The sequence below is a fragment of the Microtetraspora sp. AC03309 genome, assembly GCF_020826795.1.
Taxonomy (GTDB): Bacteria; Actinomycetota; Actinomycetes; order Streptosporangiales; family Streptosporangiaceae; genus Microtetraspora; species Microtetraspora glauca.
Map to the genome: position 1 here is coordinate 127,563 of NZ_JADDIL010000011.1, position 18,184 is coordinate 145,746.

Consider the following 18,184-nt stretch of genomic DNA (forward strand, 5'->3'; position numbering starts at 1 on the left):
CGTCGAGGGTCTGGCCGCCGATGACGGCGGTCAGACCCTCCCTGGACAGAGGGGGTGATGGCGTGGACCTTCTCTGCACCAACGGCTCGGTGACGGTCAGGTCAAATCAGTGAGTGGGTCGATGATCCAGTGATTGGTGTCCAGAACTCGACCGGCGAACTCCAGGCTCTGTCCTTCAACGAACGTGAAGCCGACAGCGCGGCAGATGCCATTGGAAGGCAGGTTGCTGGTTGCAGGGAAGGCGTGGATGAGTCCCCAGCGGCCGTCCTCCCTGGCCATCTCAAGCAGTGTCCGCACGGCTCGCTTGCAGTAGCCCTGGCCTTGGAAGGCGGGCAGGACCATCCAGCCGATCTCGGAGATGTGATGGCCGTCGGCTTCGTGGGACCACAGCGACACAGTTCCGGCGACGGCGGAGGGGGCAGCCGCTTCGGGGATGATCATTTTGGTCCAAGCGGTGTCCTCGGCAGCTCGGCGGACATCGCGCTGAACCTTCTCATCCATGCCTTCTCGCGGCAGTGGACCCCCGAGATCTTTCATCATGTCGGGATCGCATCGCATCCGGATGTAAGCGTCGACATCATCAAGCGCCACATTGCGCAACAGCATTCTGTGCCTCCTGGTTGGCAGCGATTGGCCAATGTGATCACGCAGCCCGCACTGCTGGGGTCCGCGCTCCTCTCATCCTCCTGTGATCTGGGACTTCTGATGTGGGACGACGGGAAGCCCGAGCGAGACCGGCCCACTTCGCTGGAAACGGCGGGCTTGCTCGCGCTTGCTGCACAGGAAGGTGAGAGTGAGATCGAGTCCGTCGATCTCACCCCGCCAGTCCTCGGCGACAGCGCGCTCGCGACGGGCGAGGAGATCCTCCTCCAGCTCGTCCAGGCGGGCCAGCATCTTGGGGTTGATGCTCAGCATCGGACAGCGGATGCAGGCGTGTTCGTGCTGGCAGGGAGTGCCGTAGGGCCGGCCGCAGGAGCCCAGCTCGACGCGCCGCTTGTCGAAGTGCTCGTTGAACTCGTTCCACTCCGTCTCGGTCGGCTTGCAGTACTCGCTCTCGGGCCGATGGGCCCGGCGCCGGGCGAGGAAATCCTGGTAGTGGCGGACCACGTCGTCGTCGAAGATCGCGACGTAACCACGGGTGGTCTGGATATTCAGGTGTCCGAGCAACGCGGCACCGATGTGGATCGGCAGCCCGTTGTTGACCAGCTCGGTGGCGAAGAGCCTGCGGAAGTCGTGGGCGGCGAACTTCACGTCGGCGAACCGCGGGTCGCTGGCCACCAGGCCCTCTGCGGCCCGCCGGATCATGCGCCACATCGTCGTGGTGGACATCGCCCGCAGGGCTCCGCTGTGCATGTTCTGGAACAGGTAGGGCAGCGGCTCGCTCCAGACCCTTTCATGCAGGTCGTAGCGGGTGCAGACCGGAACGGTGCCGTGCGCGCTGATGTGCCGGCGGATGACCTGAGCGATGACGTGGAACAGCTCCGCGGACATCGGGATGACCCGCTCACGGTCGCTCTTCGAGGGCGTGATCACCAGCAGCGCAACCACCTCCCCACTGGGCCTCTGGTAGTTGCGCACGCTCAGATGCGTCAGCTCGGTCAGCTCCTCGGCGCGCAGGCCGGCCAACCGCCGCCAAGTAGGCGAGGGCCTCGGGCGAGACGGGCACAGGCTGACGTTCCCGGGTGCCTTTGGAGATCACCCACAACTGGCCCTTCTGCCAGTCGATGTCGCTCAGCCCGACGCCCAGCAGTTCGGAGGCGCGGGCGCCGGAGGAGACGTAGCAGGCCAGCAAGGCCCGGTCCCGGGTGCACCGCATCGCGGCGAACAACTCGTCCCACTGCGCATCGGGGATCGCCCGCGGCTGGCGGACGGGAACCTTCGGCCGCAGCCGCCCGCGCCCGTGACGGCCCGGGGCCTCGATCGGCGACCGGTGCGCGAGCGCGGAGCGACGGGCCCGGTTCTCCGGCACCGGGTTGAGCACCGGCCCCCGGCCGAAGTGCAGGTGGAAGGCATAGAAGCCATGCGCCACCGACAGGCTGTGCGCGATCGTGGCCGGCGCATACCCGGCCGCCGGAACCCGCTTGCCGGTCTTCGGGTTCACCGAACCGGGTGGGTAGCCGCCCGTCCGTCGGCGTTGACGCTGTGGATTCCGAGCCGACCGAAGCCAGCCGACCATCGCGGCGGCCTCTGCCTCGGTGGCCTGCTCCCCCCCGGCATCCACCGTCCACAGCACCCGGAACCAGCGCAGCAGATCGAACGCGTAACTCCGGCACGTCAGCGGACTCACGTCCCCCAGCAGCCGGTCCCGCAGATAACTGCTGACCGGCGCGACCTCTCGCTCCGCAGCATCCACCACGACCCACGGCAACGACGGCGACGTACCCGCCACCACCACCCCGGCCCGCCACCACCGCCCCGGCCCGGGACAGCCGTACACGGCCGTCCATCAGATCGCGATGAACACCGGAGACCTCATGCAACAACGACATACCCGAATGCTCGTGATCAGCCCCCGCCGAGTCGAGCCAGTCAACGAGTTAGTGCAGTCAACTGACCACCCCACGCACAAGGCCGTCCGCGGCATGGCGCCCCGGAACCCGGTGAGACCCGTACGGCCCTGACTTGGCAGATGTCGCCATGTGCCCGGCCGCAGGGCCGGGCCTATCGTCCGAGCTGTGGACGTACTCATTCGCAACGCATCGCTGCGCGGCCGCCCGGGCCGGTGGATGCTGGCCGCGGACGGCGGCATGCTCACCGTCGTGGCGCCCGACGACCCGGAGACGACGAGCCCGCCCGAGGCGACGGTGGTCGACGCCGACGGGAACCTCGTGACCGAGCCGTTCGTGGACGCCCACCTGCACCTGTGCAAGGTCCACACCCTCGACCTGGCGGGCCAGGAGCCCCTCTCCGCCTACACCGCGGGGACGATGGGCGCGGCGATGGGCGCGATCGAGTCGGCGGCGGCCGTCAAGGTGCGCCAGACCGCCGATGCCGTGCTGGCCAGGGCCAGGTCGGCGATGTGGGAGTCGGTGCGCCAGGGCGTGCGCGTCGTACAGGCGTTCGCCGACGTCGATCCGGTCGCCGGGCTCACCGGGGTCGAGGCGCTGCTGGCCCTGCGCGAGGAGTTCCGCGGGCTGGTCGACCTCCTGGTGGTGGCCTTCCCCCAGGACGGCCTGCTGCGCGCGCCGGGCACCGAGGAACTGGTCGCCGAGGCGGTGCGACTGGGCGTGAACGTGGTCGGCGGCATCCCCTGGATCGAGTTCACCGACGCCGACGCCGAGGTGCACGTCACCCGCATGGTGGATTTGGCGCACCAGCACGGGCTGCGGGTGGCCATGCTGACCGACGACGCGGGCGATCCGTCGCTGCGCACCACCCAGATGCTGGCCACCGCGCTGGTGGAGCGCGGGATGACCGGCCGGGCCAGCGTGCAGCACGCCCGCGCGACGGCCCTCTATCCCGAGCCCTCCCTGCATCGCCTCATCGGACTGTGCCGCGCGGCGGGACTGGGATTCGTCAGCGACCCGCACACCGGCCCGCTGCACCTGCCGGTCTTCACCCTCGCCGACGCCGGCCTGCCGGTCGCGCTCGGCCAGGACGACATCGAGGACGCGTACTACCCCTTCGGCAGGCACAGCATGCCGGAGGTCGCCTTCCTGGCCGCCCATCTGCTGGACGCGCGAACCGATCCGGAACTGGAGCGGCTGTTCGACATGGTCACCGTGGACGCCGCGCGCGTCCTGGGCCGTCCGGCCCACCGACTGGAGCCCGGCGCACCCGCCGATCTGGTCGTGCTGGACGGCCGGAGCGTACGCGAGGTCCTCGCCAGGCACTCGCCGCCCGCTCACGTGATCACCGGCGGCCGGATCGTCGCCACCACGACCTCGGCCACGACGTTCCACGGCCGCGTCCCGGCGCTGTGAGGCTCCACCGCCCGCCGACCCTGGTCGTCATGACCGCCTGACCGGCGGTTCCGCCCGCCGGGGCGCGCCGTCACACCGCGTCAGCGCCCGGTACGGCCCGGCGTCCGGACGCCGGGGTCCCTGGCGGAGGGGACCCCGGCATCCGGGCTCGTGAACGTCAGGCGTCGGCGGGATCGGCCTCGGAGAAGGTCATCACCGGAGGCTTGCGGGTGAAGAACCGGGTGAGTCCGGCGAGGTAGACCAGGCCGACGGCCATCCAGACGAGGCCGACCTGGAACGTCACCCCCTCCAGGCTCGTCCACAGCCAGACGGTCAGGGCGAAGCCCACCAGGGGCACCAGTCCGTACCGGAGCAGGTCGCCCGCGGACCGCCGTCGCTCGTCGACGATGTAGCGCTTGATCACGGTGAGGTTCACCATCGAGAAGGCGATCAGTGCCCCGAAGTTGACCATCACCACCGCGTTGCCCAGGCTGATGAAGAGCGCGACGAGCGACACCGCGGACACCACGGCGACCGCGAAGACCGGCGACTTGAAGCGGGGGTGCAGCATGCTGAACGCGCGCTTCGGCAGCACGCCGTCCCGTCCCATGGAGTACAGGATCCGGGAGACGCTCGCCTGGGTGGTCATCGCCGATCCGAAGGCGCCGACCACATAGATGCCCACGAAGATCGTCTGGAACGCGGCGCCGCCCAGCGCGGCCATGATGTCCACACCCGCGGTGTCGGGGTTGACGAAGTCGTCGTAGCCGGGGTGCGCGAGGCTGCCCATCCAGGCGACCAGGACGAACAGCAGGCCGCCGATCAGCGTGGTGAGCATGATCGCCCGCGGGATGCTGCGGCGTGGCTCCTTCGCCTCCTCCGACAGCGTGGAGACGGCGTCGAAGCCGAGGAAGCTCAGCGCGAGGATCGCGGCGCCGGTGAAGACGCCGGTACCGGGCGTGAACGACTCGAAGGGCGCCGGGGACGGGTGGCCCGACAGGTGCTTGAGGGACAGCGCGACGAAGATGAGGATCAGCACCACGGAGGCACCGACGACCACGACGTTGACCCGGCTCATCACCTTGATGCCGAGGACGTTGAGCGTGAGCACCACGAGCAGGGCGGCCAGGGTGAAGGCCCACTGCGGCACGCCGGGGAACTGGCCGTGCAGGTAGATCCCGATGAGCAGAAAGTTGATCATCGGCAGGAAGAGGTAGTCGAGCATCAGCGTCCACCCGGTCATGAACCCGACGTGCCCGCCGAAGGTCTGCTGGGTGTAGGTGTAGGCCGATCCGGCGGCGGGGAACGCCCGCGCCATCCGGCCGTAGCTGAACGCCGTGAACAGCATGACCACGAGGGCGACCACGTACGCCGACGGCAGGTGCCCCTCGGTGATCTGGGCGACGGCGCCGTACGTCGTGAAGACCGCGACCGGGGCGAGGTAGGTCAGCCCGAACAGCGTCAGGCCCGGGACGCCCAGGACCCGCTTCAGTCCCGGGTCCGCGGCGGACTCTTTCATAGCGCGCTACTCCTGTCGGAAGGGGGGTGGATTCGCGTGCCGGCCATCCACGTGCCGCGGACGGCCGACCGGAGTGCGATGTCGTGCGGGTCCATCCGGCGTACGTCGGCGTCCAGCCAGACCAGGTCGGCGACCTTCCCGGGGGCGAGCACGCCGCGGTCGTCCTCGGCGAACGCCTGGTGGGCCACGCCGGCCGTGTACGCGGACAGGGCGTCGTCGAAGGTGAGGCGCTCCTCCGGCAGCCAGCCGCCGGCCGGTTCCCGCTCCGCGTTCTCGCGCGTCACCGCGACCGGCAACCCGGCCAGCGGGCGGTGGTCGCTCACCGGCCAGTCGCTGCCGAAGGCCACGCGGGCTCCGGCGCGGAGCAGCGAGCCGATGAGGTACTGCCGCCGGGCGCGTTCGGCGCCGATCCGGGGGAACGTCAGCTCGGTCATCGCGGCGTCGACGCGCGCCCACAGGGGCTGGAGGTTCGCGATCACACCGAGCTCGGCGAAACGCGGCAGGTCGGCCTCGTCCAGCACCTGGACGTGAGCGATGACCGGTCGCCGGTCCCGGGGTCCGTTGACCCGGATCACGTGCTCGACCGCGTCCAGGGCGGTCCGCACGCCGGCGTCGCCGATCGCGTGCAGGTGCGCCTGCAGCCCCATCTCGTCCACGGCGGTGAACGCCTCCAGCAGCTCCTCGTATGGCCAGATCGGCATGCCGCGCGCGCACGGGTCGTCGCTGTAGGGGTCGAGCAGCGACGCGGTGCGGTTCTCCAGGATGCCGTCCATGAAGAACTTGACCGTGTTCGCGGTGAGCCGGTCGTCGTGCAGCGCGCGCACCCGGTCACGGTCGGCCGCGAATTCGGCGAGCTGGTCGCGCCAGCGTGCCGGGTCGGCGCGCAAGCCGAGGTTCACCCGGATCGCCAGCGCGCCCTGCCGGGCCGCCTCGATGTACGCCTCCACGGAACGGTGTTCCACCCAGGCGTCCTGGATCCACGTCACTCCGGCCGCCGCGTAGGACTCGGTGGCGAGGCGCAGCGCCCGCACCAGGTCGCCGGTGGTGCGGGCGGGCGCGGCGCCGAGGACCGCGTCCACCGCGTCCCATTCGTACATCGTCCCGAGAAGCTCGCCGTCGGCCCGGCGGGCGTAGGCGCCGCGGGCCGTGTCCGGCGTCGAGGCGTCCAGACCGGCCCGCCGCATGGCCTCGGTGTTGCACCACACCGTGTGGTAGTCCCAGGCGCGCAGGACGACGGGACGGTCGGGTACGGCGGCGTCCAGCCAGCGGGCGTCGAACACGCCACCGGGGACCAGGGTGGAGTCGTAGCTGGCGCCGACGATCCACTCGGCGTCCGGATGCGCGAGCGCGTACCGGCGGACCTCCTCGACGATCTCCTCCACGCTGCCGCACTCCCTGACGCGCGGGCCCATCGCCTCGAACCCCGCGTGGTCGGGGTGGCAGTGCCCGTCGCCGAAGGCCGGGAGCAGCAGCCCGCCCTGGAGATCGACGATCGCGTCGGCGGTCCCGGCGAGGGCCTCGGCCCCGACGGCCTCGATCCGGCCGTTCCGGGTGGTGAGTGCGGAGACGGTGCTCCCGGTGCCGGTCCAGATGGTGCCGTTGTGGAAGAGGGTGCGAGTCATCGGCGTCCAAAAAGAATGTCGTTCGTTTTGTGCGGGAAGGATAAGTTGTCCGGAGGTGAAAGCGGAAGGGGCCGGCCGGGCGAAATGAGAAGACGGGTAGGCCGACCGGCCACACCGGTGCTGAGCAGGGAGATCATCGCGCGGGCCGCCCTCGCGCTCATCGACGACGCCGGGGCCGAAGGGTTCTCCCTGGCCGCGCTGGCGCAGCGGCTCGGGGTGCGTCCCTCCTCCTTCTACAACCATGTCACGGGGAAGGACGACATCCTCGCCGCGGTCCGGGAGCTCGTCTCCGACTCGATCGACGCCTCGATGTTCTCCCGGCTGCCCTGGGACGAGGCGATGATCCAGTGGGCCCACGGATACCGCGCCGCCTTCGCCGCGCATCCACCCGCCATATCGCTCCTGGCGACCCTTCCGATCACCGGTGCCCTGCGGACCCTGCGGATGTACGAGCAGGTGGTCGTCGGCCTGGAACGCGGCGGCTGGCCGGCCGAGATGATCATCCCCGTCATGGTCTCGGTCGAGTCGTTCATCCTCGGATCCGCGCTGGACATGGTGGCCCCGCCCGACATGTTCGACTCCGGGCCGCTCGCGGCGGAGGCGCCCTCGTTCGCCGCGACCGTACGCGCCCGCGACGACGCGGCGGCCGCGCGCCGGTGCCCGCCCGCCGACCTCTCCTTCGAGGTGGGTCTCGGCGCGATCGTCGACGGGCTGCGCCGGGTGTTGCCGACCCTGACCGGGTGACATCGCGCCCCAGACCACCCCTATGAAGAATCAAACGTTCTGGTATACGTTGACTTCAGATTCAGTCATGAATACCGACTCGTTCGATGTTTTCTAAGGCAGTGACCATGATCGACCGTGCTCATCTCGCCGACCTGCTCGACCGTGAGCGCCGCGCCTTCCGTGACCGCAACCCGCGCTCGGCCGCCGCGTACGAGCAGGCACGGGCCCACCTGTTCGGCGGCGTGCCGATGACCTGGATGAACAAGACCGCCGCCGGTTTCCCCCTCTACCTGGCGGAGGCCAGGGGTGCCCGGGTCACCGACGTGGATGGCCACTCCTACGTCGACCTCTGCCTGGGCGACACCGGCGCCATGGCGGGGCACTCGCCGCAGGCCACCGTGGACGCGGTCGCGGACCGCTTCGGGGGCCGTGGCGGCGCGACCGTGATGATGCCGACCGAGGACGCGACCTGGGTCGGCGCCGAGCTCGGCCGCCGCTTCGGCGTGCCGTACTGGAGCTTCTCGCTGACCGCGACCGACGCCAACCGCTGGGCGATCCGCCTGGCCCGGGCGATCACCGGCCGCCCCAAGATCCTGGTGAACAGCTACTGCTACCACGGCAGCGTCGACGAGGTCCTCCTCGTGGTCGGCCCGGACGGCGAGCAGGTCTCCCGCGAGGGCAACGTCGGCGCTCCCGTCGATCCGACCGTGACCTCCCGCGTGGTGGAGTTCAACGACCTTCCGTCCCTGGAGCGCGAACTGGCCCACGGCGACGTCGCCGCGGTCCTCATGGAACCCGCGCTCACCAACATCGGCATCGTGCTGCCCGAGCCCGGCTACCTCGACGGCGTACGCGAGCTGACCAGGCGGTACGGGACGCTGCTCATCAACGACGAGACGCACACGTTCTCGGCCGGTCCCGGCGGGTGCACAGGGGCGTGGGGGCTCGACCCCGACATCGTGACGATCGGCAAGGCCGTCGGCGGCGGCATCCCCAGCGGCGGGTACGGGCTGTCCGCCGAGGTGGCGGCCCGGGTCGAGGGAATGAGCGGCCTCGACCTGGTCGACATGGGCGGAGTCGGCGGCACGCTCGCCGGCAACGCGCTCTCGGTCGCCGCCATGCGGGCCACTCTCGAGCACGTGCTCACCGACGACGCCTTCACCGCCATGACCGAGCTGGCGACCCGCTTCACCAAGGGGGTACGGGAGGTCATCGACGAGCACGCGCTGCCCTGGTCGGTCACCCAGCTCGGCGCGCGCGCGGAGTACCGCTTCTCCGATCCGGCCCCGCGCGACGGCGGGGAGTCCAACGCGGCCGGCGACCCCGACCTCGACGACTACCTGCACGTCTACCTGGCCAACCGCGGCGTGCTGCTCACCCCGTTCCACAACATGGCGCTGATGTGCCCGGCGACCACCGAGGCCGACGTCGACCGGCACCACGAGGTGTTCGCGGCCGCCGTGGCCGAGCTGGCCGGATGAACCTCGACGAGATCGATCGGCTCGTGCTGCGCGAGCTGCAGCGGGACGGCCGGGTCTCCTACACCGCGCTGGCCGAGACGACCGGGCTCTCGGCCCCCGCCGTACGCCAGCGGGTGCAGCGGCTGCGGGACGAGGGCGTCGTCCAGATCGTCGGCGTGACCGACCCGATGGCGCTGGGCCTACCCGTCATGGCGCTGATCGGTGTGCGCGTCGAGAGCGACGTGCACACCGTCGCCGACCGGATCAGCGAGCTGTCCGGCGTGATCTACGTCGTGCTCACGTCCGGCTCGTTCGACATGTTCGTGGAGGTGGTGTGCAAGGAGCCCGCCGAGCTACTCGCCGTGCTCAACGACCACATCAAGCGAGTTCCGGGAGTCACCCGCGCCGAGGCGTTCACGTACTTCGGGATCCACACCCACCGGTTCGCCTGGCCCGGCACCTGAGCGCCCGCGCGGTGGCGGGGTGGCGCGGGCCGGCCCGCGCCACCCCGCCACCCCGCGCCGCCGTGAGCCGGCGCGAACCGTTCGGCGGCCCCGGAGCGACAGAGGAACGACACGCTGTCGAGACACGGATTGCGGGCAGGCGATGGACGAACACACGGTGCGGAACGGCCCGCGACCACCCGGCACGAGCGCCATCGGCCGCGCCGCGCTGGAGGCGACGCCATGAGCGCCGTCCCACACGCCGTCCGGGGCACGTCGCGTCCCTCCGCCCTGCGCGTACTGGCGACCAACGAGGCCCGGCGCCTGCTGTTCCATCCGCTCAACCTGCTGGGCGTGGCCATGTGGTGCATCGCGGTCGGCCCCGACGCCTGGGCGGGTCCTCGCCCCGCCTTCACCGCGCTCACCGCGCCGATGACGCTGTTCTGGGGTGTACCGGTCTTCTTCGCCGCGAATCTGGTCACCTCGTCCGCGCGCCGGGCCGGTACGGAGGAGCTGCTGGAGGTGCTTCCGCGCTGGCGGGAGGATCGGACCGGGGCCCTGTGCCTGGCGGCCCTCGCCCCGTTCTTCATGGGTGTCGCGGCGCAGGCGCTGCTGTCCTGCCTCTACCTGGTGACGGGCAACCAGCTGGAGCGGTTTCCGACCATCGCGGAGCTGGCGTGCGGGCCGCTCAACCTGCTGGGCGGGTGCCTGCTCGGGATCGCGGTGGCCCGGTGGACGCCCTGGCCGGGAGCACCGCTGCTCATCATGATCATCCTGGTGCGCGTCAACCAGTACGTGAACACCGCGGGCGCGGGGGCCGGCCAGGAGACCGGCCCGTTCTACCTGCTGGGTTTCTACGCCGACTTCGCGCTCTGGGGGCCCCATCCCTACCTGGCGGCCATCGGCTTCAATCCGGGCCCGGCCGGCTGGCACGCGGTCTACCTGCTCGGACTGTGCCTGGGGGCGGGAGCGCTGGCGATGCTGGCCGACTCCTCCCGCCGGCGTCTGTGGCTGGCGGTGGGCGCGGTGTCCGTCGTGGTCGTCGCCTTCGCGGGAATCCGGGTGCTGCTGTGAAGACGCGCGCGCGTCGATCCCTGCCGGCCGCCGGCGATCCACCGCCGCCGAGGTCCCCGCGACTCGGGCAGCTCCGGCAGCTCGCCCCGTTGAGTGGACGGCTCGTGCGGTGGCAGCCCGCGGCGGGCGCCACAGTCCTCGTCGCGCTCGTGCTCGCCTGGCCGTACGACGTGGGGGCGTCGTGGACGGACGGTGTCTGGCGCCTGCGGGTGATCGCGGGTCTGGTCACCCTGGCCAGCGCCTTCGTGCTGGACGACCAGGCGGCCGACGTCATCGCGCCCTCGCCCACGCCGCTCCGCGCGCGAACCCTGTTCCGGGTGGGGCTGGCCGCGGCCTGGGCGGTGCCGGTCTGGAGTGTGTCCCTCCTCGTCGTGGCGCCGCGGATTCCCGACGTGTGGATGGGGTGGGCCAGCCTGGAGTTCGCGGCGCTGCTCGTCGCCGGGCTCGCGACGGCCGCCCTGGCGGCCCGCCGGTACGGCCAGAGCGAGCCGGGAGCCGTGGCATCCGCCGCGACCGTCGGCGGCTGGCTGCTGATGCTGTCCCTCCCCGGGCCGGTCTCCATGTTCACCATGCGGCCCGAGGTCTCGCTCTCCGCTCACCTGCGATGGACTCTGCTGCTCGTAGCGGGTCTGGCGGTCCTGGCGACGATGTCCCGCGACCCCGCGCTCACGAGACGATGACGGCGGGCCGGGCGGTGCCCTACGCGGACGGCCCGGGCCACTCCCAGAGAGGGACTTCCCGCAGCGGGTGCAACTGGTCGTCGGTCTCGGCGTGGGAGTTCTGCACGGCCACCTGCGAGCCGAACTCCACGTGCGAACGCAGCGCCTCGCGGAACGCCGGGTCGTCGGGCAGCCCGGCGCTGTCGGCGGCGGCCAGATACAGCTCGACGAACCGCTGCCGCTGCTCTTCGCTGATTTTCAGACCACGATGTGCCGCGATCAGCATGGGAAACCCGCCCATGTCCTGCGAGAAGACGTCGGGGCCGCCGAAGGATTCGGCGGTGAAGGCGGTAAGGTGCGCGACGTGATGGGGGCGTCCGGCGCCGAACAGCGGCTGGAGCAGCGGATCGGCCAGAAGACTGCTGTAGAAGATGTCGTTGAACCGGTGGAGACCTTCGTGTCCACCCGCGTGTTCGAACAGACTCACCATGCTTACAGCATTACATGCGAAATCGGCGCGCTGCCAGCTTTTGCGAGTGCATTCAACGCCTTCGGTCCTTTATCAGGACATCGGGATTTCAGGCGTCACGGCCGTCGCTCGATGGCATCGATCCCGGCGAAATCGATCCCCGCGAAATCGACCTCGGTGACATCGAGATCCGGGAGTAACAGGTCGAACAGGATGCGCCAGAGCCGCGGTAGCGCTTCGACCCGCTGTCCCGTGGCGACGGCGATCAGCCGGTCGCACAGGCGCCGGGTGATCGGGCCACCGCGACGCCGATCACGCAGGCTCCGCAACGCGGCGAGGGCCGCGCCGGTCCGACCTTCGGCGAGCAGGAACGCCGACGCGTAGCAGCGAACGAGCACGTCCGCTCGCGGATCCTGGGCCACCCGTGTCAGCGCGTCGAGTGCGGCCGGCTCCGCATCCGCCGCGATGGCCGCCACGCAGGCCGGCCGGACCAGCGTGCCGGCCGCCTCCCGGTTGCGAGCCATGCGCTCCAGCACGATCCGGACCTGCTCACCGCCGATCTCGGCAAGTGCGATCACCACCTTGAGTCCGTCGTAGAAGCGCGGCTTGCGCCGGAGGAGCAGCTCCACGAACCACGCGGCGTCCTTCTCGCCCTCCGCTCGGATCAGCGCCTCCACCGCGGCCCGTCTCACTCTGCGGGGTCCCGACTCGGCCGTCTCCCGGAGGACCGCACGCCCCGGCACGCCCACCCCGGCCAGCGCGGTCGCCGCCCTGTGTCGCGCGACTCCCCCGGACCGTCTGGCGCACAGCACGTCGCGGAGCATCACGAGTCCGGCGGAGTCTCCACGCTCATGCAAGGTCTGCGCGATCGCCACGCGCAGCAGCCTGTCGGGGACCTGCGCGGCAAGCCGGGCGAGAGGCACCTCGTCGCCGTGTTCGAGCAGGGACGACGCCGCCTGGTAGCGGATGTGACCTCCCACACGCGGTTCGTCGAATATCGAGCGGAGCGCCGCGACCGCCGCAGCGGCGTCGTACGGCATCAGCGACCGGGCGGCTGTGATCCTCGCCTGGGAGTCGGCGCTCTGGGTCGCCACCGCTTCGAGCACAGCGACGCCGGTGGGATCGCCGGCGCGCAGGAGTGCCAGCCCGGTCGCGTGCCGGATGTGCGGACCGGCGGCCGGACTGGCGGCCAGTTCGCGGAGCGCCGCCGTACCCGTCGCGTCGCCCGCCTCGTGCAGTGCCCGGGCCGCGCAGTAGCGGGCGGAGAGGCCGTCAGCCTGGGTCACGACCTGCCGTAGCTCCGCCCGCGTGTGCGCATCGTCGCGTTCAATGAGAAGGCGTCCTGCCGCGACGCGGGTCCGCAGGCCCGTCCGCTCGTCGATCGCGAGCCCCCGCAGGACGTCGCGTCCCTCATCGATGCCGTCTTCCCAGAGCTTCCGGGCGGCGCGGAAGCGCACCCACGATTCCTCCGCTGTTCCGGCCAGGTCCCGCAGGACCAGCCAGCCGCGGGCGTCCTCATGTCCGGTGAGCAGGATCGCGGCCTCACACCGCAGCGTGGAGCTGGTCGACGGGCTCTCCGCGAGCACCTCCAGACCTGTCAGCACCGGAGGCCGGGCACGCTGGGCCAGCACCCGGGCGGCCTCGAACCGTGCCCGCTGGTCCTCTCCGTGATCGGTCGCGATGTCGGTCAGGATCCGGGTCGCGACCGGGGCCGCGTGCTCCAGCAGCGCGGTGGCCGCCTGAACCCGGAGGAAGATCTGCTGGCGCGGGTCGTCGGCGAGCGCGGCGAGCGCCCGTTCGGGCACGTCGGGCAGCGGTGGCAGCAGATCGTCCAGGTCGAGCGCCCAGGAACGTATCTCCCAGTCACCGTCCACCTGCAGGATCTTCTGGATCCGGTGGGCGGCCCTGTCGTCGGCATGCGCCAGCAGCCGATCCGCGCACCAGCGCCGCACGGGATGGGTCCCGAGTTCGTCGTCGAGGCCGATCTCGGCCAGCAGCGCGCACGCGGTCTTCCTGTCCACGTCCACCAGGGCGTCGGCGACGATCGCCCTCGTCCAGTCGGGAACGTCCCGGTCGCGGGAGACCTCGGCCAGGCGCGCGACCAGCTCCGGCCGGGTCACCGCCAGGTCCGTGAGCACGTCCAGGCATTCCTCACCGCGTTCACCCGCCCGCACCCGGGAGAGCAGGGAGGTGACGACGGCCTCGGCCACCTCCGGCTTCACCCGGTACCCGTCGGCGATCACGCGGCCCGCCGCCACCAGGTCGGCGTCGGTTCCGTCCAGCAGACACGGGACGAACTCGTCCACGGGAGGGCCGGCCCTGCCGAGCACGAACAGGGCGAACTCCCGGCTCGCGGGGTCGCCCATCGCGCGCCGCCAGACGACCTCGTCGAACGGTTCGCTCCCGGCGGCGAGATACTCCGCGAGGCTCTGATGGGGGAAAACCACATCGGTCCCGTCCGCGACGAGCAGCGAGGTCGCCAGGAGCCGGTTGAGCACCGTGCTGGTGAGCACCGAACGTGTCATCCCGGCGATCGATTCGCTCGGGATCCGCTCCGACGTCCACTCCACCGCCGCTTCGAGGAGGTGGCGTTCCGGAGCATGCACCCTGATCGCGGCGAGGTGCGCCAGCAGGCGGTCCTCGTGCTCCGTCCACGCCAGGGCGGCGGTCTCCGTGGGCCGGCGCCGGGCAGCGCGCAGCAGGGTGACGAACTCCTCGTAGAGCCGGGTGCGGTCGGCGGGCAGCCCCGCCGAAGGATCACGCTCGTACAGCAGGGCCGCCATGGTGACCAGCAACGGCACCCGTGGCAGCGCGGACATCCCGCTCCGCCTGATGCCGGCCACGAACGTACGGGCCGACTCCAGCGGCTCGGCACCCGCCCCCGCCACCGGTCGCGCCTCGAACCAACGCTGGGCGAACCGCCGCAGATCCGACGCGTCGAACAACCGGAGCCGCAGGTCCGCCGCGCCGGCCCGCACCAGTTCGGCCAGTTCACCCGGAGGAAGGGGCCGGGTCGTGATCAGGAAGCGGAACACATCCGACCGTTGCTCGGCGGACGTGCTCAAGGTGGTCAGCACCCGAGATCGCTCGTCCGGATCGGCGATCTCGTCCAGGCCGTCCACCAGGACCAGCCAGCGGGCTCCCTCCAACGGCGGCCGGGTGAACATGTCCCGCGCCACCTCGTCTCCGTGCCTGGAGAAGTGATCGGCCAGCGCCGCCGCCAGGTCCCTGCCCACCAGTCGAGGGGCGGGCAGGCGCAGCGCGACGGCCTCGCCGAACGGCGACTTCTTCCGGGACCCGCGCCGTGCCGCCTGCCACCATTCGGAGGACGCGGCGGCGAGGTGCGCGGTGAGCGTGGACTTGCCGGCTCCCGGCTCCGCGACGATCACGGCGTGCCGGAACCGCGTGAGGATCTCCAAGGGCGTCATCGGTCCCCTGTCCCCCGGTACGGCCCGGCCAGTGTGCCCCACGCCCGCATCAGCCCGCTGCTGGACATAGAGCGTGGTGACCCGAGGAAGGTGTGAGCCCGTCAGGTGGTAGCGATGGCGCTCCGCCTCTCGCCGCTGCTCGACCAGCAGGTGCCGTACGGCGGGGTTGAGCGTGACCGGTTCACGGCGCCGGACCGCGCCGTGGACGGCGGCCGTCGCCGCCACGAGAACGACCGCGGCGCCCAGTCGCCAGTCCGGCTCCCCTCGGGCCGTCGACGGTGCCGCCAGGACGAGTCCGGCCACACCGGCGGTCACGAACGCGGTCAGGGAGATCCGGCTCGTCCATCGGCGTGGGCGCCGGCCTCCTGTGGCCTCGGTCGCCGCTGGTTTCCGCAGGACCGTCGCCATGACCTGGACCAGCAGGGCGGTCACTCCGGCGACCGCCCCGACCAGCGATGCGATCTTGTCGCCGGTGTCCAGCCAGACGGGGGGCATGCCACGAAATGTACGGCAAGGAACGCGCGATGATCCCGATCACATCGACATCACCCGGCGCCGATTCGACGACGCCGGGGTCAGCGGCCGGGTCTCGAGCCGGCGACGAGGACGCCGTCAAGATCACGTATGAACCCGCCGCAAACCCGTAGAAGTTCCGTATCAATGATCACTCTGCGCCGGAATCGTGCCCGAAAGTGGAGGCCGCGTCCGAAAGGAGAAGTGGTGCAACCCGACCCGACACCACCCCGAACCGCCGCAGGTGACGATTTCTGGAACGGCGCGCCGCGTCCCCCGAAGGGACCGTCCCGCGAGTGCGATGACGGGTCCCGGGAGGACGGCACCATCCCCTGGATGCCCGGAGGCCCGCTCATCCCGCCACCCCCCGCCTCTCCTCAAGAGGTGGCCGTCGAGCGGAGTCGGCTGCGGGAAATCCGGGACGGTCTCCCCGAGGCGGCGGAACCACTCGACAGCGTGATCAAGAAGATCGTCGCGCTCTCCGTCGCCGAGTCGACGTTCACCTCGTTCACGTACTCGCTGGCCCTGGCCTACAACGAGGCCGAGGCGTACACACTCCGGGAGTTGAAGGGCAAGGCCGAGGACATCGTGGTGATCCGGGACGAGGTCGGGCTCGCGGCCGCCACCTGGGCGAACGCCGAAAGCGCCGCCACCCTGAGGGAGATCTGATGGCCGCGAACCCGTGCGACGCCCCGGCGTGGGCACCCGATGTTTGACGGCGCCGCCGCCATGGCGAAGGAGAGCCTGATGATCGGGGCAGGAGCCGCGCTCACCCTCTCCGCCCTCCGCGTCCCGGCGGCGTGGCCGTTCGTCGCCAAGCTGTACATCCATCAGTACGACCCGAAGGCGTTCTGGGACGGAGCCGAGGTCTGGCGCGAGGTCGTGAGCGAGGTCCGGACCGCCAGAGAACGGATCATCGACCTGGTCTCCGGCGTGTCCGACGACGACTGGAAGAGCGAGGACGGGCGGGCGTTCCAACACGGGATGGACGCCTTCCTCGAAGAGTTGGCGAGCATCGAGATCCGGGCGGCCGTCGTGGCCGTCGTTCTCTATATGGCGGCCGTGGCGACGTACGCCATGGTCCTGCTCGCGCGGCTCGTCGCGCTGACCCTGGCGGCGGTCGCGGCCTGGGTCCTCCTCGCGAGCGTCACCCCGCCCAGCGCCGTGAACGCGCGCCTCATCGCGGTGAAGGCGCTGCACGGCATGCACGGCGGCTTCGTCGCGGTGGAGTCCGGGCTCGAGGTCCTGCTCCATACCTGCGCGGGACTCCTCGGGGCCGCGGTCGCGGGCGACATCTTCGTCAGGTCCGCCAGGGGTGACCACAGTGCGGTGACCGACTTCGTCCAGGCGACCATCTCTCAGGGGCCGCTGCTGATCTGGGGAACCGCGAACAGGGTCGAACGTGACCTGACCGCACATGGCATCAGCGGGAAGTTCCCCGGCGACGGGTTCCTGAAGAACCCGTTCGGCCCACGCGCGGGCATGCCCCTCACTCCCGGCCTCCCCCAGGCGGCGGGCGCCAAGGGGGTCAACGACATCGCCGGAAACCGGCAGACGATCACCGGTCCGTACGCGCCCGAGCAGAACGCGGACGGCTCCTACAAGTACCCCTGGGAGTGACAGGTGGACGAGTTCACGAGAACTCTGGGCGTCGATCCGGAGCGTATGGCGCGCGACGCGGACCGGTTCTTCGACCAGATGCCGGCGATCCACCGCGACGTCGACGGCATCGCCGTACGCGCCGAATCCGACGACGGCCGGATCGCGGTCGACTATTCGAACAGCTCGGGCGTCCAGGGGATCGACATCGACCCACGTGCGATGCGGATGGGCTCGGACGAGCTCGCCGAGACGATCCTCGGCCTGATTCACCAGGCTCGGCACGACGCCGAGACCCGGGCGCGGGAGCGGGCGACCGAACATCTGGACCCGGCCAACTCCCTGATCGCCGATCGGCGGCTGCTCGGTGACCTGACGCGCGACGCGACCAGGACGCTGGAGGAGAACCTCCGCGACGCCACCGAAATGATCGAGCGGCTCCGAGCGCTGATCCGCCCCTGAAGCCGCTGAAGTCGCTGACGCTGCTCAGGTCGTGTAGACCCTGACGCCGCTGAAGTTGGTCAGATCGCTGAAGTCGCTGATGCTTCTGACGCCGCTGATCCGCTGACGGCCATAACACCATGGCATCGTGACGCCGCTGGACACCGAGACGGTGCGGACCGCCTGTGACAGACGGCCCGCACCTCCCGTTCACCCCTTGTCCAGCGCCAGATTGAGCGCGAGAACGTTCACGGCGGGCTCTCCCATGAAGCCGAGGGCTCGCCCGGTCGTGTTGTCCGTGATGAGCCGCCTGACCCGCTCCAGTGGGA

Annotated in this window: 17 protein-coding genes; 9 read left to right on the forward strand and 8 right to left on the reverse strand. The window is 70.7% G+C overall.

Annotated elements, in window-relative coordinates:
* Positions 1-96: 96 nt before the first annotated feature.
* From IMZ11_RS08615 to IMZ11_RS08625, 3 genes are all read right to left on the reverse strand, one after another.
* A complete protein-coding gene (locus tag IMZ11_RS08615) occupies positions 97-606 on the reverse strand; it encodes a GNAT family N-acetyltransferase (protein WP_228639339.1) in 510 nt (169 codons plus the stop codon).
* A 72-nt stretch (positions 607-678) separates the two neighbouring features.
* Positions 679-1,617 carry a site-specific integrase gene (locus IMZ11_RS08620; protein ID WP_228639370.1) on the reverse strand — a complete coding sequence of 313 codons (939 nt, stop codon included), beginning with the start codon at positions 1,615-1,617 and terminating at the stop codon, positions 679-681.
* Positions 1,505-2,395: a tyrosine-type recombinase/integrase gene (locus tag IMZ11_RS08625; RefSeq protein ID WP_228639341.1), complete on the reverse strand. Its 891-nt coding sequence runs from the start codon at positions 2,393-2,395 to the stop codon at positions 1,505-1,507. Before IMZ11_RS08625 ends, IMZ11_RS08620 begins: the two co-directional genes overlap by 113 nt.
* A 280-nt stretch (positions 2,396-2,675) precedes the next feature.
* On the opposite strand from IMZ11_RS08625, the gene IMZ11_RS08630 reads away from it, so the two are divergent.
* Positions 2,676-3,923 (forward strand): amidohydrolase family protein, encoded by a 1,248-nt coding sequence (locus tag IMZ11_RS08630; protein WP_228639343.1) that lies wholly within the window; start codon positions 2,676-2,678, stop codon positions 3,921-3,923.
* A 157-nt stretch (positions 3,924-4,080) separates the two neighbouring features.
* Here IMZ11_RS08630 and IMZ11_RS08635 read toward each other — a convergent pair whose 3' ends face one another.
* Positions 4,081-5,421, reverse strand: a complete 1,341-nt coding sequence (locus IMZ11_RS08635) for an APC family permease (protein WP_228639345.1) — start codon at positions 5,419-5,421, stop codon at positions 4,081-4,083.
* The gene (locus tag IMZ11_RS08640; RefSeq protein ID WP_228639347.1) at positions 5,418-7,043 is read right to left on the reverse strand and encodes an amidohydrolase; all 1,626 of its coding nucleotides are present in this window, start codon (positions 7,041-7,043) and stop codon (positions 5,418-5,420) included. The genes IMZ11_RS08635 and IMZ11_RS08640 overlap by 4 nt, the downstream gene beginning before the upstream one ends.
* 84 nt (positions 7,044-7,127) lie before the next feature.
* Here IMZ11_RS08640 and IMZ11_RS08645 point away from each other — a divergent pair, with 84 nt between their 5' ends.
* The 5 genes from IMZ11_RS08645 (at position 7,128) to IMZ11_RS08665 (ending at position 11,426) form a co-directional block, all read left to right on the forward strand.
* On the forward strand, positions 7,128-7,787 hold the full coding sequence (locus IMZ11_RS08645) for a TetR/AcrR family transcriptional regulator (RefSeq protein WP_228639349.1): 660 nt from the start codon (positions 7,128-7,130) through the stop codon (positions 7,785-7,787).
* Between the two features lie 107 nt (positions 7,788-7,894).
* Entirely contained in the window at positions 7,895-9,250 is a 1,356-nt protein-coding gene (locus tag IMZ11_RS08650; protein WP_228639372.1) for a transaminase, read from the forward strand.
* Positions 9,247-9,693, forward strand: a complete 447-nt coding sequence (locus IMZ11_RS08655; RefSeq protein ID WP_061260692.1) for an Lrp/AsnC family transcriptional regulator — start codon at positions 9,247-9,249, stop codon at positions 9,691-9,693. The genes IMZ11_RS08650 and IMZ11_RS08655 overlap by 4 nt, the downstream gene beginning before the upstream one ends.
* A 222-nt stretch (positions 9,694-9,915) precedes the next feature.
* Positions 9,916-10,746 (forward strand): hypothetical protein, encoded by an 831-nt coding sequence (locus IMZ11_RS08660; RefSeq protein WP_228639351.1) that lies wholly within the window; start codon positions 9,916-9,918, stop codon positions 10,744-10,746.
* A gap of 104 nt (positions 10,747-10,850) precedes the next feature.
* A complete protein-coding gene (locus IMZ11_RS08665) occupies positions 10,851-11,426 on the forward strand; it encodes a hypothetical protein (RefSeq protein ID WP_228639353.1) in 576 nt (191 codons plus the stop codon).
* A 19-nt stretch (positions 11,427-11,445) separates the two neighbouring features.
* Here the strand turns inward: IMZ11_RS08665 and IMZ11_RS08670 are convergent, their stop codons facing one another.
* Positions 11,446-11,895, reverse strand: a complete 450-nt coding sequence (locus IMZ11_RS08670; RefSeq protein WP_061260697.1) for a group II truncated hemoglobin — start codon at positions 11,893-11,895, stop codon at positions 11,446-11,448.
* Positions 11,896-11,990: 95 nt separating this feature from the next.
* Positions 11,991-15,797 carry an NACHT domain-containing protein gene (locus IMZ11_RS08675; protein ID WP_228639355.1) on the reverse strand — a complete coding sequence of 1,269 codons (3,807 nt, stop codon included), beginning with the start codon at positions 15,795-15,797 and terminating at the stop codon, positions 11,991-11,993.
* 225 nt (positions 15,798-16,022) lie between these two features.
* Between IMZ11_RS08675 and IMZ11_RS08680 the strand changes: the two genes are divergently transcribed.
* The 3 genes from IMZ11_RS08680 to IMZ11_RS08690 all read left to right on the forward strand — a co-directional run bounded on the left by IMZ11_RS08680 (position 16,023) and on the right by IMZ11_RS08690 (position 17,876).
* Complete coding sequence (locus tag IMZ11_RS08680) at positions 16,023-16,484, forward strand: hypothetical protein (protein WP_228639357.1); 462 nt, start codon at positions 16,023-16,025, stop codon at positions 16,482-16,484.
* A gap of 78 nt (positions 16,485-16,562) precedes the next feature.
* A complete protein-coding gene (locus IMZ11_RS08685; RefSeq protein WP_228639359.1) occupies positions 16,563-17,435 on the forward strand; it encodes a hypothetical protein in 873 nt (290 codons plus the stop codon).
* Between the two features lie 3 nt (positions 17,436-17,438).
* Positions 17,439-17,876 (forward strand): YbaB/EbfC family nucleoid-associated protein, encoded by a 438-nt coding sequence (locus IMZ11_RS08690; RefSeq protein WP_228639361.1) that lies wholly within the window; start codon positions 17,439-17,441, stop codon positions 17,874-17,876.
* Between the two features lie 189 nt (positions 17,877-18,065).
* Here IMZ11_RS08690 and IMZ11_RS08695 read toward each other — a convergent pair whose 3' ends face one another.
* On the reverse strand, positions 18,066-18,179 hold the full coding sequence (locus tag IMZ11_RS08695) for a potassium-transporting ATPase subunit C (RefSeq protein WP_228639374.1): 114 nt from the start codon (positions 18,177-18,179) through the stop codon (positions 18,066-18,068).
* Between the last annotated feature and the right edge of the window lie 5 nt (positions 18,180-18,184).